The sequence below is a fragment of the Acutalibacter intestini genome, from assembly GCF_034334985.1.
GTDB classification, from domain to species: Bacteria; Bacillota; Clostridia; order Oscillospirales; family Acutalibacteraceae; genus Acutalibacter; species Acutalibacter intestini.
The window spans coordinates 35078-50160 of sequence record NZ_JAWXXL010000003.1; the positions used below are offsets into that span (position 1 = coordinate 35078).

At 51.7% G+C, this 15083-nt stretch carries 19 protein-coding genes and 1 tRNA gene; 7 read left to right on the forward strand and 13 right to left on the reverse strand.

All coding sequences use genetic code 11. The features are described from left to right. Window positions 1-171 precede the first annotated feature (171 nt). The 3 genes from U8U68_RS04750 (at window position 172) to U8U68_RS04760 (ending at window position 2584) form a co-directional block, all read left to right on the forward strand. Entirely contained in the window at window positions 172-447 is a 276-nt protein-coding gene (locus U8U68_RS04750) for a hypothetical protein (protein ID WP_322199678.1), read from the forward strand. Window positions 448-1179: 732 nt separating this feature from the next. Next, complete coding sequence (locus U8U68_RS04755) at window positions 1180-1374, forward strand: excisionase (protein ID WP_322199679.1); 195 nt, start codon at window positions 1180-1182, stop codon at window positions 1372-1374. A gap of 73 nt (window positions 1375-1447) precedes the next feature. Beyond that, window positions 1448-2584 carry a site-specific integrase gene (locus U8U68_RS04760; RefSeq protein ID WP_322199680.1) on the forward strand — a complete coding sequence of 379 codons (1137 nt, stop codon included), beginning with the start codon at window positions 1448-1450 and terminating at the stop codon, window positions 2582-2584. A gap of 722 nt (window positions 2585-3306) precedes the next feature. Here the strand turns inward: U8U68_RS04760 and U8U68_RS04765 are convergent. From U8U68_RS04765 to U8U68_RS04775, 3 genes are all read right to left on the reverse strand, one after another. Next, a tRNA-Pro gene (locus tag U8U68_RS04765) sits at window positions 3307-3382 on the reverse strand. Between the two features lie 67 nt (window positions 3383-3449). Beyond that, complete coding sequence (locus U8U68_RS04770) at window positions 3450-4736, reverse strand: carboxylesterase/lipase family protein (protein ID WP_322199681.1); 1287 nt, start codon at window positions 4734-4736, stop codon at window positions 3450-3452. 374 nt (window positions 4737-5110) lie between these two features. Further along, window positions 5111-6541 carry a DUF2238 domain-containing protein gene (locus U8U68_RS04775; RefSeq protein WP_322199682.1) on the reverse strand — a complete coding sequence of 477 codons (1431 nt, stop codon included), beginning with the start codon at window positions 6539-6541 and terminating at the stop codon, window positions 5111-5113. A 123-nt stretch (window positions 6542-6664) separates the two neighbouring features. On the opposite strand from U8U68_RS04775, the gene U8U68_RS04780 reads away from it, so the two are divergent. Then, a complete protein-coding gene (locus tag U8U68_RS04780; protein ID WP_322199683.1) occupies window positions 6665-7495 on the forward strand; it encodes a bacteriocin-associated integral membrane family protein in 831 nt (276 codons plus the stop codon). A gap of 28 nt (window positions 7496-7523) precedes the next feature. Here U8U68_RS04780 and U8U68_RS04785 read toward each other — a convergent pair whose 3' ends face one another. Continuing rightward, window positions 7524-8558 (reverse strand): NAD(P)H-dependent glycerol-3-phosphate dehydrogenase, encoded by a 1035-nt coding sequence (locus U8U68_RS04785; RefSeq protein WP_322199684.1) that lies wholly within the window; start codon window positions 8556-8558, stop codon window positions 7524-7526. Between the two features lie 410 nt (window positions 8559-8968). Here U8U68_RS04785 and U8U68_RS04790 point away from each other — a divergent pair, with 410 nt between their 5' ends. After that, window positions 8969-9763 (forward strand): peptidoglycan DD-metalloendopeptidase family protein, encoded by a 795-nt coding sequence (locus U8U68_RS04790; protein ID WP_322199685.1) that lies wholly within the window; start codon window positions 8969-8971, stop codon window positions 9761-9763. A 71-nt stretch (window positions 9764-9834) separates the two neighbouring features. Here U8U68_RS04790 and U8U68_RS04795 read toward each other — a convergent pair whose 3' ends face one another. The 8 genes from U8U68_RS04795 to U8U68_RS04830 all read right to left on the reverse strand — a co-directional run bounded on the left by U8U68_RS04795 (window position 9835) and on the right by U8U68_RS04830 (window position 13647). Continuing rightward, window positions 9835-9966 (reverse strand): sporulation transcriptional regulator SpoIIID, encoded by a 132-nt coding sequence (locus U8U68_RS04795; RefSeq protein ID WP_322199747.1) that lies wholly within the window; start codon window positions 9964-9966, stop codon window positions 9835-9837. Window positions 9967-9970: 4 nt separating this feature from the next. Next, the gene (locus U8U68_RS04800; protein WP_322199686.1) at window positions 9971-11506 is read right to left on the reverse strand and encodes a recombinase family protein; all 1536 of its coding nucleotides are present in this window, start codon (window positions 11504-11506) and stop codon (window positions 9971-9973) included. A gap of 111 nt (window positions 11507-11617) precedes the next feature. Then, entirely contained in the window at window positions 11618-11965 is a 348-nt protein-coding gene (locus U8U68_RS04805; protein ID WP_322199687.1) for a HepT-like ribonuclease domain-containing protein, read from the reverse strand. Beyond that, window positions 11955-12254, reverse strand: coding sequence for a nucleotidyltransferase family protein (locus U8U68_RS04810; protein ID WP_322172664.1), 300 nt, complete (start codon window positions 12252-12254; stop codon window positions 11955-11957). Before U8U68_RS04810 ends, U8U68_RS04805 begins: the two co-directional genes overlap by 11 nt. A gap of 58 nt (window positions 12255-12312) precedes the next feature. Further along, window positions 12313-12498: a hypothetical protein gene (locus U8U68_RS04815; protein WP_322199688.1), complete on the reverse strand. Its 186-nt coding sequence runs from the start codon at window positions 12496-12498 to the stop codon at window positions 12313-12315. A gap of 157 nt (window positions 12499-12655) precedes the next feature. Then, a complete protein-coding gene (locus U8U68_RS04820) occupies window positions 12656-12805 on the reverse strand; it encodes a hypothetical protein (protein WP_322199689.1) in 150 nt (49 codons plus the stop codon). Further along, window positions 12805-13122 (reverse strand): plasmid mobilization protein, encoded by a 318-nt coding sequence (locus U8U68_RS04825; RefSeq protein ID WP_322199690.1) that lies wholly within the window; start codon window positions 13120-13122, stop codon window positions 12805-12807. Before U8U68_RS04825 ends, U8U68_RS04820 begins: the two co-directional genes overlap by 1 nt. Before the next feature lie 267 nt (window positions 13123-13389). Beyond that, window positions 13390-13647 (reverse strand): hypothetical protein, encoded by a 258-nt coding sequence (locus U8U68_RS04830; protein ID WP_322199691.1) that lies wholly within the window; start codon window positions 13645-13647, stop codon window positions 13390-13392. Window positions 13648-13761: 114 nt separating this feature from the next. On the opposite strand from U8U68_RS04830, the gene U8U68_RS04835 reads away from it, so the two are divergent. Both U8U68_RS04835 and U8U68_RS04840 read left to right on the forward strand, forming a co-directional pair. Continuing rightward, window positions 13762-14265: a hypothetical protein gene (locus tag U8U68_RS04835; RefSeq protein ID WP_322199692.1), complete on the forward strand. Its 504-nt coding sequence runs from the start codon at window positions 13762-13764 to the stop codon at window positions 14263-14265. Window positions 14266-14349: 84 nt separating this feature from the next. Beyond that, window positions 14350-14547, forward strand: a complete 198-nt coding sequence (locus U8U68_RS04840; protein WP_322199693.1) for a hypothetical protein — start codon at window positions 14350-14352, stop codon at window positions 14545-14547. 198 nt (window positions 14548-14745) lie between these two features. Here U8U68_RS04840 and U8U68_RS04845 read toward each other — a convergent pair whose 3' ends face one another. Continuing rightward, window positions 14746-14925 (reverse strand): hypothetical protein, encoded by a 180-nt coding sequence (locus U8U68_RS04845; protein WP_322199694.1) that lies wholly within the window; start codon window positions 14923-14925, stop codon window positions 14746-14748. Window positions 14926-15083: the final 158 nt, after the last annotated feature.

Below are 15083 nucleotides of genomic sequence, written 5' to 3' on the forward strand. Positions count from 1 at the left end.
AGGGGACACTCTCGCGCAAGCGACCACACCTAACGCCTATGCAGTATGTCACACATAGTCCGCTTGCTACTCGCAAGCGAAGAGAGTATTGCCTTTTGCAAAGGGCGCAACAGCAATAGAGAATGGCTAAAGCCATTGTTAATTCTATTTTTATTAATGGAGGATGATAATTTGACAAACACTTTTTCTATTCGTAATAAAATGTCTATTACGGTATGTGATACATGTCTTGAAGGCAGCAGATCACTCAAAGGTAAAATAATAAAAGACTTGTCACAGCTAAAAGAAGATTACCTTTTGAAATTGCAAGATGTATTGCAGGACAAGCAAGGCTATATTGCTCAAGCTGTCACAAAAAAGCAAGCGGCAGGAAGGTTTAGCACAGACTACGGCAAGTGGAGGTATGTGTACTCTATTTGTGGTAGACTGATACGAGAACAAGAATAGAAACTTGTTGATATGATATAAGGGACTCAGTGTATAGTCGCCTTACGGCGAGAGTAGGGCAATATTGCAAATATAGTCATAACAATTTTATCAATTACTCCACTTCCCCTCCAGCCAAAAAGCCCGCAAACCCGCATGAATACTGGGGTTTCTGGCATTTCACCTATGCACCAAACAGCCATAATTTATTTATATTTAATTATGGCTTTTAGGTGCATGGGTAAAAGTCTCGGAACCCGCATAAATATTGTCTTTGTCGGGGTTTTGAGTGGGAGGGCAACTGTACTACAAAAATATTTCGCGTGATATATTGGTGCTAATATGTAATATCTGCTGCTATCACCGGTAGTTGCATCGGAATGGTATCGCAAACTATCCCATTTTGGGGAAAGATTACGCTCTTAAACCCGTAAAGTTAGTATGAAAATGTCGTATCGTAAATAGAAAAGACTTGTAAAGTATAACTGCTTTACAACAATCTATATCCCGCCGCTTTGGCTTACAGGATTTCACAAGGGGGTGAAAAACCACCTCACTACCAAAGGTTAAAGGGGGTCACTATTTGGGTGACACCTTCCTAAAAGCGGCGGGTATAAATTGCATGATAACGAAACAGTAACAAGATTAGTATAACAGTATTAAGATAACCAATAGATGAAAAGACCATATGATACTATACAAGATCGCGGTTTATAAATATGGTCGGGGGCTGGCAGTGAAAGGAGTTGATAAATGATAAATGTCCCTATCTGGGAGAAAGCCAATTTAACGCTTGAAGAGGCGGCAGCTTATTCAAATGTTGGGATTAATCGAATCCGCGAAATCAGCAATGATGAAAATTGTTCGTTTGTTCTATTTGTCGGAAATAAGAGGCTCATCAAGCGCAAGCCTTTTGAGAAATATCTGGAACAAGCATATTCAATCTGACATATGGACAAGCGGTCTTTGAAGTGATATAATAGGTACACATTCAAAGTCGCTTTCCCGAAAGGAGGTTTTCATGGGAAAGCGTAAAGATAGCAAGGGCAGAGTCTTAAAGACTGGCGAATGGCAGAGGTCAAACGGTACATATGATTATCGCTATACCGATGCGAAAGGAAAGCGGCGGGATTTCTACGCAAAAACGCTTGATGAATTGCGCCAGAAAGAAATTCAAATTCATAAAGATAAACTGGATGGGATAGATAGCGCTGCTGGCGATATAACGGTAATTGAGTTGGTTGAAAAGTATATGAATCTGCGGCGTGACCTTAAGCAAAATTCTATTCGTGCCTATCAAACAGGAATCAACAGAATCAAGGCTATTCCTTTTGGAGAACGCAGAATTAATACTGTCAAGAAATCCGATGCTATAGCCTATCTAATCTCTTTTCATGACAAAGGGCTTAAACAAAACACAGTAGGTATTATTCACAATCTTCTTAGGCCAGCGTTTGAAATGGCTGTAGAAGATGGCGCAATCCGAAAAAACCCCTTTAAGTTTACATTGTCTGAATATATTCCTGATGATGAAAAGCCCCAAGATTCATTAACAAAGACTCATCAAAAGCTGTATTTGTCCTTTATCCAAGAGTATGGGAATGGTAATTACTATGATGATATCCTAATACTTTTGAACACAGGATTAAGGGTATCGGAGCTATATGGACTTACAAAAGCCGATATTGATCTTAATAAACGATATATCCGCATTGACAAGCAACTTTGCAGGACAGCAGATAAGCTGTATTTTATTACTGATCCAAAGGCAAAGAACGGTTTTAGGACTATTCCCCTCACCGATGAGGCTTGTTGGGCTTTCCAGAGAGTACTTGAAAATCGTCCACGCCCGAAAGTAGAAAAGATTGTTGACGGTTACTGCGGTTTCCTGTTTCTTGATAAGGGTGGTAAGCCTAAAGTCGGGATGCACCTTCAAAACTATATGCACCAAATGCAGAAAAAATTTGTCGGTCAGTATGGAAAGATTATGCCGAGCGTTACCCCTCATGTTTTGCGGCATACATTTTGTACCAATATGGCAATGGCGGGAATTGACGCTAAATCCTTACAAACAATTATGGGACACTCCAACATAAGTGTGACATACGATGTCTATACTCATGTGGACTATGAAACAGTCGAAAGGGCTTTTTTCTAGGCTGCTGCAAGCTTGTGAAACGCTCCCAGCTTAAGCTAAAACTTAAGCCAATTGCTTGTAGAAAGGCGTAGATTTACATAGACGTGATATTTTTCAAAGCGTGAATTTTAGTGCAAATAGCACAGCTTTCAACTCGAACTCACGGATTTAACACAATATCTTTGTGAAATTTGTGGTATTTCTGTATATCCGTTCCGAAGGGTGGGATGTACTAAAGACTGGAAGCCACTAGGCAAATATAAAGGCCTCGGGTAAGCCAGGCCAGACGGTACGTTTCATGGTTCGCAGAAAGCCAGCACACACCTATGTGGTGAGCGCTGGCTTTTTTGTCGTTTTGATAGGATAGAATTGAGAACCTATTTTCCCGTACGGTCTTTCATGGTCGTGCGGTTTTTATCTATGGGGATGGGAAGTTGCGTGAGCATGATCCTTTTACACGAGCGCAGCCTGCTGCAAGTGTACCGAGTTCGGCACAAACTGAAGTTATACCGAGAAAAACAATATACCAAGTTAGCGGAGGGAAGGCAGCGAAAGGAACTAAGCCCCGCAACCGAAACAGCAGGGGGCCTAGGAACTCAAAAAGACGGTACCGCCTCATCTGAAATTGCTTCCTTCCAATCGTAAACATTTGGAATTCCGGGACTTTTTCACTTCACAAAAAACCAAAGAACCGCGCCAACCGCGCGGTTCTTTGCCCAAATATCTTTTGGGTTTTCTTAGGATGGTCGAAGTGCGGAGACTCGAACTCCGTGCCTCTTGGTCCCAAACCAAGCGCTCTACCGGGTGAGCTACACCTCGCCAAACAAACTTCTATATTATTATAGCGGAAAAGTGGCGAGGTGTCAACAGGGATTTTGCGGCGGACTTATTTTAGCTCCAAGGCCGCCGGATGTTCTTGGGTATAGGGCTCCCAGCGGGGCAGGCCGGGGCCGTTGGGGTCGCCGGTTTTTACGAAGTTCGCCCAGTAGGCTGAAACCTCCCCGGCCAGCTGGTGGTCCCGGTCCTCCCAGGGCCGCCAGCAGCGGTCTTGGGTCTGGAACACATACCATAGCTCCGCCGAATGGAAAGCCCCGGCATGGTCTCCGGGCAACTTCCGGTCAAAAAAGTATAAGTACGCTGGCCGCCGCCCCAGCTCCAGTTGGTTTTGGCACCAGCGGGCCCCGCTCTCCTGCAAAAGGGAGCTGCCGCCGATGTCATCCCCCAGGGAGCCGATCATGTAGGCAATGTCGTGAACCTGCCCGCTCTCGGCCAGGGCGTCGGTGGAGCCAGGCAGCAGCCAGCCGTCTTGATGGGGCGTCCAGCGCAGCTGTTCCCCAGCGACGGCATAGGCTCCTTCCATCAAGGCCTGGGCAGGAACCTGCCGCAGCTCCTGGATGCTGGAAACCCCCAGATGCTCCATCAGCTGCCGGCCCGCGGTCCAGGCATGCTCTTTAGTAGGAGTCTCGTGCAGGGCCCGCAGCCCCCCGCCGCTTTGCAGAATGGCCCCCTGGACCATGCCCTTGGCCAGGGGAGAGGAGATGAGGGCCTGCACGCTCATACACCCGGCGGACTGCCCGGCCAGGGTGATTTTTTCCGGGTCGCCGCCAAAGGCCGCAATGTTTGCCCGCACCCAGTCCAGGGCAAAAAGCTGGTCCAGAATACCGTAGTTGCCGGATACACCCTCCGGGTTCTCCGCTTCCAGATCCGGGTGGGCAAAAAACCCGAAAGCGTTGACCCGGTAGTTGATGGTGACCAGCACCACTCCCTTTTGGGCAAAGCCCTCTCCGTCAAACTCCTTCTCGCTGCCGCAGCCGTGCATAAAGGCCCCGCCGTGGATCCAGAAGAGCACCGGCAGGCGGCTTTCGGGTCCGGCGTCCGCTGGGGTCCAGATGTTTAGGGTCAGGCAGTCCTCGCCGCAGGGGGGCACCAGCTGGTCGTAGAATTCCTTTCCGTAAAAGTCCATACCCGCCAGGTCCGCCTGGGGACAACGGGGACCAAATTCCTTACAGGGCAGAACTCCCTGCCAGGGCGCGTGAGTCTGCGGCCGGCAAAAGCGCAACGGGCCCACCGGAGGCTGGGCATAAGGCAGGCCCCGGAAAATGAGGGTTTTGCCATCTTGTGACAAAAGCCCCTCTACGGCCCCCTGCCGGGTTTGGATCATGGTTTGCATCATGGCGTTTCCTCCTTATTCAAAGGGAATATTCTCACGTTAGAGCCTGCTGTATGAAGGAGGCTCTAATAGTCAAAGCTCTGTCCACCTATACCGAACTTTTGTTGTGGGCGTTTTTCCAGCAAAGGGCCGGCGTATCTCAATGAGATTCAGCATGGCGCCCCCCGGGGACAGAGAAAGGCGATCATCTTGGACTTGGTGGGGTGGACATAATTATAGGCCGTCCCCTCTCCATAGGGCCTGGTCAGATCTTCCGTCTAGGCAAATAGCCCGGTGGCAATGTCCCGCGGCAGGGTCGAGGGCTTGAGTGCCACCCGAAAGGCAGCGGCTAAACCAGCGGCTTGGGGCGCGGTTTTCTCTGATAAGAGAGATGATGCTCATGGGGTGGCGGCCCCCACGCAGTCCACGATGTACTCCCGGACCACCCGCTTGTAATTTTCCGGACGGTAGTCCATTTTGTCGATAAAGGCCAGCATTTCCTTCCGGCTGACCCACTGGGCCCCCAGGACCTCGTCCTTTTGCAGGGTCAGGGCGTGTTCGTCCAGATCGGCCTGGACAAAATAGACGTCCGTCAGCATCTGGTCCGCGTGTTCGTGCCAGCGGTAAATTTTTATAACAGCCTCTGGAAGCAGCTCTACCCCCAGTTCCTCTTTGACTTCCCGCAGGACGCAGTCGAAGCTGGTCTCTCCTGAAAGGGCGTGGCCCATGGTGGTCTCCCACTGGCCGGGGAGGAAGCGCTTGTTTTCCGCCCGTTTTTGTAACAAAAAGCGCCCCTGACTGTCGTAGATGTACACGTGCATTCCCAGGGTATAGCTCTGGCCCTTGTCCCCGCCCCGTTCTATGGTCTGGCCGGTGGGCCTGCCATCTTTTGTGAAAAGGTCCATCATCTCCGGGGCCTCCGGGGCGTCGGGGCCTTCCAGGGGAATGGGTTCCAGCAGGCTGGGGCGTTCTTCCTTCTTCTCGCTGGCCTGTGGGGGAGGCAGCTCGTTTTCCTTGAGCCGGGGAATAAACCGGGGGGCGAACTTCCCGGTGCCCCGGCCCATAATGTAGACCATGCCAATGAGGGAAAAGATCGCCGCGCCCACAAAGTTCACCAAAAGGTCCTTCATGGTGTCGTTTAGGCCAATATCCAGGTAGCCGGGCCACTCCTGCCCGTTTACCACCACGCTTTCGATGGGGATGTGCACCGGGGCGTTTTTGCCCTCCGGGTTTAAACTGACGGTGTTTACCACCTGCACCCAGGTGTCTTTTTGCATATCCATATTAAAGAAAGTGTCCATGCTGTACTCAAAGAACTCCCACAGCACACCGATGGTCATGGAAAAGCAGAAAGCCACCACTGCCACAAACACTGGAGACAGCCGTACCTTAAAGCGGCGGGAGCGGTTGAGAATATCCACCATGGCAATGCCGATGGCGGCCATAAGAAAGCCGTTGATGGTATGCAGCATGGTGTCCCAGAAGGGGTAGGTCAGGTAGTACTCTTGTATCTCACCCAGAATTTCCGCCGAGAAGATGAACAGCAGGATCATGACCTCCAGGGTGTTGGGCACGTCGATATGCAGGCGGCGCTCCACAAAGCTGGGGATGAGGAACAGGATGAGGGTAAGGCCGCAAAGAAACACGTCATAGTACTCTCGGTTCAGCAGCTGAAGGACCATGATCGCCACCACCAGAACCCGCAGCACCACATATGCGGTGAAGAGGGCTGGGTGCGCCTTAATCTCTTTTTTAGCGCTTTGCAGGTCCTGGCTCCGGCGCTGGCGGCGCTCTTCGGAAGTAAGTCTGGCTTTTTTCCTTTTTGACATAGGTGGTTTCCTCCTAAAGGTAAAAGAAATGTAAGGGATAGGGTGGGGAATCTGTAAAGAGAATTCGGTATGCTGCTCTTACAGGAATGGGGCGCCATATTATAAAAACAGGAGAAGTTTTTTATGTTTGTAAAGATATTTTCAGCTCTGCTTGCGGTGTTTCTGCTCCTCGCTGGTTGTTCCGCGCCGTCCACCCAGAAAACACATCTCTTTACCACAGTCGTTACCTACAGCGGAGAGAATGAGAGCGACGAAAAGTATTTAGAAATTGCCCAGCGCAGCCAAGCGCTCTTTAGCCTGTTGGAAGAGAAGGCGGGGGCTTTTGTGCTGGACGCGTACAACTATCAGGCACTGGATGAGGAGGGTACCCCCCTTTACACGGCCAACACGCTGGAGGGCCCCCCGGAAACCGCGCCCAACGGCTGCCGGCTTACAATTAGTAAAAACTATTTTTCCCTGAACCCCATCGAAACGGCGGATGGGAAGGAACTGACAGAGCAATTTGTCTATGATGACAGGACAATGAACCTCTTGGTTCCGGAAAAATTGCGGGGACAGGAACAGGAAATTATGAACAACTACCGGGATTGGTTCTATTTTGAGAAGGTCACAGCGGAGAACAGCTACAATGAAATGGCCGGCCGGGAAGAGCGCCTGAACCTGACAGAAGCGGACCTGGACATTCATATTATTTATGTGAAAGATGGACAACGCTACCCAATGCTGCGGGATGACTGCGCGGTGGGAGAGGGCGGATTTATCACGGACCCCATTGTGGAGATTTATACTGGGAATATCCATTGCAATTATGCCCACAGTTTTCTTAGCCAGTGGACTTATTTCCCCCAGGAGGATGCTGGCGAGGCAGAGGCGTTTGCCTTTATTTCCCCTTATGTGCAGCAGTGCGGGGTCAACATCCAGCAGGTGAAAGCGGTGGAACCAAGGGGAGAGTAGCGGCTTCCAGAGAGGCTGTATGCAGCTTTTAATGGTTTTCCGTCCCGGCTGCCAGCGGCGTAGAGCGCTCTCGCTTTTTGTCCCGGCCCATAAGCTCTTTAACAGATTCTGCTGGGGACACCCCGTGGTGCAGGATGGCGTCCACGGCCTCTACAATGGGCATTTCTATATCATAGCGCCGGGAGAGCTCCATGGCGGCGGGCACTGCGTGAATGCCCTCTACCACCATGCCCACCCGCTCCACCGCCTGCCGGGGGCTAAGGCCCTGGCCAATCAGCTGGCCGCAGCGGTTGTTTCGGCTGTGGACGCTGGTGGCTGTAACAATCAGGTCGCCTATGCCCGCCAGGCCTGTAAAGGTCTGTTCGCTGCATCCCATGGCAAAGCCCAGCCGGGTGATCTCCGCCAGACCTCGGGTAATAATGGCGGCCTTGGTGTTGTCCCCGTAGCCAAGGCCCCGGGACATGCCCGCCGCCAGGGCCATAATGTTTTTCAGGGCGCCGCAGAGCTCTACACCCAGCAGGTCCGTATTAGTATAGACCCGCATGCAGGTGTTCATGAACACATCCTGGACCATTTCGGCAACGCGTAGATCGCCGCTGGCCGAAACAATGGTGGTGGGCATGTCCCGGGCCACCTCCTCGGCATGAGTGGGACCAGAAAGGGCCGCCAGCCGGGCGGATTTATGAATTTTGGACAATTCGTCGGCAATGACTTGGGTCATGGTAAGCAGGGTGCCGGCTTCCAGGCCCTTGGCCGCGTCCACCACCAGCTGTTGGTCTGGAAGAAAGGGAGCGGCTTTTTTAGCGGTATCCCGTACAAAGGGAGAGGGCACTGCAAACAGAAGAAGGTCTTGCCCCTGGCAGACCTGCTGAAGCTGGCTGGTAAAGATTATATTTTGGGGGATGGCCACGCCGGGCAGGTTGGGATGGGTGTGAAACAAAGCGAGCTGGCGGACCTCTTCTTTCAGCGCGGACCATAGGGTGACCTGGCTGCCAGTGTTGGCGAGCATCCGGGCCAGGGCCACGCCCCAGGTACCCGCGCCTAATACGCCGATATTGCCCATGACGATTCTCCTTTTTTGGGTTAATACTTCTATTATACTATGAAAGAAGAGGCATTGCAAGCTTTTAAGAGGCTGGGGCGATGCGACCTTTTTCGCAAAAACCCGGAAAATCTTTTAAGGTTTATTCACAGGGGTTTAACAAATCTTCCCCCAAACCAGAGTATAATGAACCCGTACTCAAAAGAAATGGACCGCACCTTTTCTTGAGATACATGTTCTACCCTCCTCAATAATACCCCTCAAGCAAACGGAAAGGGCCGGCGTGCAGCCGGTTCTTTTCGTTTTTGTTTTTAGCTTTCCGGTTTTTGTATAATCTCTTTCCGACCCGGCTAGACTACCGTTGTGAAGAAAATATGAGGTTTAGCCCGCTGCCTATTAGCTGGGCTCTCATTCGGAAAGGGATGTATGATATGAACGGAAAACGCTTTTCAGAAAGTAAAGCCCGGCGAAACGGCTTTTACCTGGCGCTGGCGGTCTGCCTGGTGGCGGTGGGTATCGCGGCCTGGAGCACCTTTGACGCGGTGCAGGGCTACATGAGCAGCGAGCCGGTGCAGTCTGCGGTAAACGATGACCCGGAGGCCCCCAGAAGCCCCGCGCCGGTGGCCAGCCCTTCGCCCGATACCCAAAATAACTGGGCTGCCGCCACCCCGGCTCCTACCACAAGGCCTAACGCGCCCTCTCCCAAGCCCTCCGCTCCTCCGGAGCCCACGCCCACTCCAGCGCCCACTACACAGGAGGAGCCAGAGGAAGAGCAGCCTCCGGTGCCTGCCAACGCGCCTCTTTATGAGATCAGCCAAGAGATGATCTATCCTGTGGGATCGGAGGAAATTTGCAAGGCTTACAGCGCGGGCGCGCCGGTCTATTCCACCACCATGCGGGACTGGCGGGTGCATGCGGGCACCGACCTGACCGCGGAAAGCGGAGAGCAGGTGCTGGCCTGTGCCAATGGCATTGTGAAACAGACCTATACGGACAGCATGCTGGGCAACGTAGTGGTGGTGGAGCATGGGGACTATGATTTTTACTATTGCGGACTGGGTGAGAACTTCCTGGTAGAGCCAGAAGAGGTGGTGTCCGCCGGACAAGCCATTGGCACAGTGACGGCTGTGCCGGCCGAGTCGGCGGACAAGCCCCACCTGCACCTGGAGGTCCGCCGGGATGCCGCCTACCTGGACCCTCGGTCTGTCATTGAGGGGATCAACTAGGGCTGTCCCGAATAAAGGGATAGGACAATAAAAAAAGCCCGCTGCCGGTTTTCCGACAGCGGGTTTTGCGTTCATTTTAGCGACTGGTATTTTTTCTTGGTAGCCATGCCTCCGCGGATATGCCGCTGAGCCTTGTTGACGGCGAGGACGTTCTTCACATCTCGGTAAAGGCCCCGGTTGATATACTTGAGACGTTGAGACACATCTTTATGTATGGTTGTCTGCAATCACTACGGTTTCTTCCAGATCTAAATCGCCTAGAAGCCGCAGGTAGATGTCCACGTTGCCGTCCTTGTCCACCTCGATTTTCTGGATCAGCCGCTTGAGCTGAGCGTTGGTCATGGAGCGCACATCGGTGATGTCCTCGATGGTCTTGAAGGTGTTTTGCAAGATGCTTTCCAACTGGTCGCCTTTGGTGATATTGTAGCCGACGATTTTCAACTCGTTTTCGATGCGCTCGATTTCCTTCTTTGAGCCGCCTATCTTCTCGTTCAGCTCCTCCCGGCTGATAAGGTCATCGGTGTACATATCCATGTACTTCTGGCGGGTCTTTTGGAGCTTAGCAAGTTGGGCGGTCAATTCCTTTTCATACTCCTGGTTATCATCCTTAGCGCGGTAAACCCGCTGGAACTCCTTGACAACATAGGGGATGATATTTTTCTTGGCCATCAGCACCTGGGCGAAGTATTCCTGCAAGGTGCCTATCAATTCGTCCTCGTCCACGGTGACGGCGTTGGGGCAGCTATCCGCGCCTCGCCCGGTGTGGCCGGAGCAGACCCAGCGCACATAGGTGTTTTTGTAGGTGCGCACGGTGCGGTAGAAGGACCAGCCGCACTCCTTGCACTTGATGAGGGTGGAGAACAGGTGCTTGTTGCTCTGGCGCTGGTGGTCGGTGCGGAAAGTCTTGTGGCGGGAGTCCAAGATTTCTTGGGCCTGCTGGAAGGTTTCGGGGGAGATGATTTGCAGTTCGGGCCTGTCCACCACGATCCAGTCATCCTCAGGCTTGTCCGCTCGCTGGCCGGTGAGGAAGTCGGAAACTTCCTGCTTGCCGTTGATGATTTTGCCGGTGTACAGCTCGTTGGTGATGATGCGGCAGATGGCGTTCTGGCTCCAGGAGCAGTTGCGCTTGGTGCGCAGGCCTCGCTCGTTGAGGGTGTTGGCGATTTTCGCCGCGCCCGCCCCTTCCTCAGTGTACATATGGAAGATTTGGCGGACAATGTCAGCCTCTGTTGGGTTAATTGCCAGATTAAAATAGTCCCCAGCGGTCTTATCATAGCCGTAGACGATGTTGGGAACCCGGCCTTTTTCGGCGTTCATCTTCTTGCCGAACTTTACCCGCTTGGAGGTGTTGGCGCTCTCCTCTTGGGCCAGCGCGCCGAAGATAGTTAGCACGAACTCGCTGTTGCCCATACTGGTCATGTTGGCAGTGAGGAACTGGGTCTCGATGCCCAGGGCTTTCAGCCTGCGGACGCTTTGGAGAAGGTCCACAGTGTTCCGGGCAAAGCGGCTGATGTCCTTAACCACAACCATGTCGAACAGATGGTGCTCGGCATCCGCCATCATCCGCAGGAACTCCTTGCGGTTCTTGATCTTTGTGCCGGAAATGCCCTCGTCGGCGTACAAGCGCACAAGCGCGTCGCCGGTGCGCTTGGTGTATTCTGAGAAGAATTCTTTCTGGGCTTCTAGGCTGTTAAGCTGGTCCTCCTTGTCGGTGGAGACGCGGCAGTAGGCAGCGATGTTCATGGGGCACCTCACTAATCAATTTAAAACGTTTTGTTACTACTGAGTTTACCACACTTCTTTCAGGAAAGCAATAAAAATATTGGCGGAGCCGTTTTTTCGGCCCCGCCATATTTAAGAATTTGTTTTGATAATCGAATCTAATTCTTTATGAAGCATGGGAATGTCTACCGATACGGTGTCCCACACGATTTGCATATTGACCCCGGAATAGCCATGTACAATCCGGTTGCGCATGCCGTAAATCTGCTGCCAGGGGATGGTTTTAATCTGCGCCTTTGCCTCGTCGCTCAGAGATTCCTTTGCAAGCTCGCCGATTTGCATCAGGTTGAAGACGGTAGCCTCCAAGCGCATGGCGTCGGATGAAAAATCTTCCAGCGTACGGCAATCGGCACAGTAGCGCATAATGCTTTCGATATGCCGAAGGATTTTTCTCAGCACCGCAAGATCCTTACTGCCCATAAATCGGCACCCCTGTCTGCCGTATCTCTGCATCAATTTGAGAGCCCTCCTCGATTTGTGAAACATCGATAAGGTCAACCGGTACGCTCAGTGTGGATGAAACACCTTCCAACAGGCCAAAGAACGCCAGCCCGCGCAGGCCGCTGTCAACCAGAATGTCCACGTCACTGCGGGGAGTGGCCTGTCCCTTTGCGTAGGAGCCGAACAGCACCGCTCGCCGCACGCCATAACCAGCGAAAACCGGCTGGAGGATATTTTCGATTTCGTGGATGGAATAAACCTTTTGCATAAGGCCGCCCCCTTTCAAGACTATTGTACCGCATTGGCGGAAAAATAGCAAGAGAAAATCACATTGCCCTGGTAATGGTTTCATGTTCCGTTTCTTCCCCGGCCTGAACTTCTTGCGCCGCCTGTTGGACCGCGTTTTCAACCTTTGGGCGGTTCGATTCGAGGAAAACCTTTAGTATGTAGTTGGCCGTTTGGCTGTCGGGGTTGGGATTATGAAAACGGTAATTCAGCTTTTTTTTACTCAAATTGTTTGCCAGGCCTCCTTTGGATTCAGTTTCTCGATGTGAATATATATGAAAAGCGGCCCGGTGATAGCACCGAACCGCTGGGGTAAATTAATTGGAGTTGGATATTATGCCGGCTGTCAGGCCAATGATTGCTTCCAATAGGCGGTCTTTGCCGTCAAGAATTCAGCAAATGCGTTCTCTCCATCGCAGGAAATGCCACTAAGGCATCATCCGCAACCTTTTTCTCCTGCAAGCAGTAGGAAATCACGCCTTTCATGGCACAAATTGATTGGCGGCTCTCCTGGGTAAATTTTACGGTTGCCATTACCGCCCTCCCGCAATGCGCAGGAGCTGTTCGTAGAGCATCCGTTGACCCTGTATGACATCCGAAAAGTCAGCGGAGTGGAACGCTCCCGCATTGATTTTCATGGTGATTTGGTTGATGTTGTTGTCGATTCTTTTCAGCTCAATCAGCAGAGGCTTGATGTTCTCGGCAACGTGAATCTCCGTGCGCAACGATGTTGCAACGAAAAAATCTGTAACGCTGAGTTGAGCCTTCTTTGCTTTCTTTTGAATCATTTCTTTCTCTGTTTTTGTCAGACGAATCGTCAGAGTTTCTGCTCGTTTTCTATTGCCTTTCATACCTTTCTAAAGTGGGTACGGGCTTCTGCCCGGTTCTTTTGTGCGGGGCGGACAGCCACGCGCTCTGCTTGCCCCAGCGGGAGGCCCTTACGGCCCTCCCCTGCCGGGAAATCCGGCCCCTTTGAATCTTGCCGCGAAACGGGGCCAGAATTGCCCCAAAACGCCCTTCTCAGGGCCTGGTGGTGGAGACGTACCCGACTGCCGCCGAAAAACGCCAACACGGGCCTGCTGTGGCCTCACAGGGGCGCAAGGGTCGAAAGTAGCGGCTCACGCTGAATGGGCGTTTTCCCTAGAGGATAACGGGAGTTCAGCATTGTAAGGGTCGCAAGGGACGGTAAATCCGGCACCACTCAAAGTTGCGTCACTTGCGGCACTTACGTCCTTTGCGGAGACAAAGAAGACTTGCACCAGCCGCTGTCCATTACTTTTGCGGCTTTGGAAGAAGACACCCTTTCCCGGCTGAAACCTCATGTCCTGTAGGGTTTCGCCGTCGATGACGGTAAGCTTTTCGATGGGTTTTGGCATACACATCAGTCCTTTCGGTAAAATAGAAACGCTCCCAGCTTGAAAAAGTGGGAGCAGTATTCATATTGCAAACCGGAAAGGACTCTGGTATAATTTGGGCAAGAGGTGACTGCCGTGCCACAGGTCAGGTATAAAATCTACTCACTTTCTGCTAGCGCCCTCATGGCCTATGCTCAGGGAGGTGCGGAGAGCGGCTATGCCTTTACTCTAAATGCTAAAGCAACGGAGAAGTGCAAGGTACTTTCCTCGCTCCATGAGCAACAGGACTGCGCGCTGCTCTTTCAGACTATGTGTGTTCTGCGTGGAGACAACTACCAGCTACCGATGGAGGACACGCTCATCAGCGACCTGTCGGACGTGATTTGCTACGTAGATTCCAGCAATATCTTCGACCGCAGCGCCGCGCAGAACCGTCATGCCGTTCGACAGAAGAAAGCAGAGAGTATGTTCCGGCCAGAGGGCATCGTGCTGGATTTTGGCACTGGACCCTGTCGGTATCTGGCTTTCGAGCGCTCCAACAGCATGAGCTGCAAGGCGCAGCTCTCTTTCGTGCGAGAGGACATTTACGAGCCGCTGCGCCGGAGGATCATGCTGGATATGAAGATTGGTTCTTGCTAGTTGAGCAAACTGTACGCCTATAATGGACGGATGCTCTCCGGCGGAACAAGGTAAGATGGGATTGAAATTGATAAGCCCCATCGGGTGATTGTGATCGACAATGAAGAATCCAGTGTGTGGAACGTGCCGGTCATCACCGTCATTGATAAGTTCATGCCCCTGCTTCCAGCTTTTTGGCGGCAGGGACCGAGTCAAGAAAAAACGAGAACCTTTGATCAATTCAAAACGCTTTTAAAAAAGCATTTTCGCTGGGAATCACAGGTTTTTGAGAGGTATGCATAAATAAAATGAACTGGCATTATATATCAATACGCCAGTTCATTTCTAATTTACACGTACCGGATAGTAATTGGATGTATTGTGCTTACATAGCATTTGCCGCTTGTGAAAATAACATATCACATTATTTAGTAATTCCTGCCACGCTATATGGGAAGGCCATTTCACTCCATAACCCACAATAGAAGTTCTGTTTTGCTATCAGATAGCCTCGGCTTTATCCAAAAAGAAGAGCGCAGAACGGGTGTCCGCCGCGATCCGTTCAGGCACACGGTAGGAACAACCCAGGTCCCAGCCGTGAAACTCCGCCAGGATTGTACACAGTTTATAGCTGGATATTTCCAGCGGCCGCTTGCCATCATATACTTCCCGTGGGATCATATGCGAGGTAAACCCCCTTTTGCCATAAGGCTGGATCAGCAGGATCCGCCCATCCTTGGAGATAAGAAAGCGGATCCGTTCAGGACTGCCCATGGAGCGAAGGGCTTCCACAAAAATATGGACCCGATTCGCTTTCAAATAAAAAGAGATGTATACGC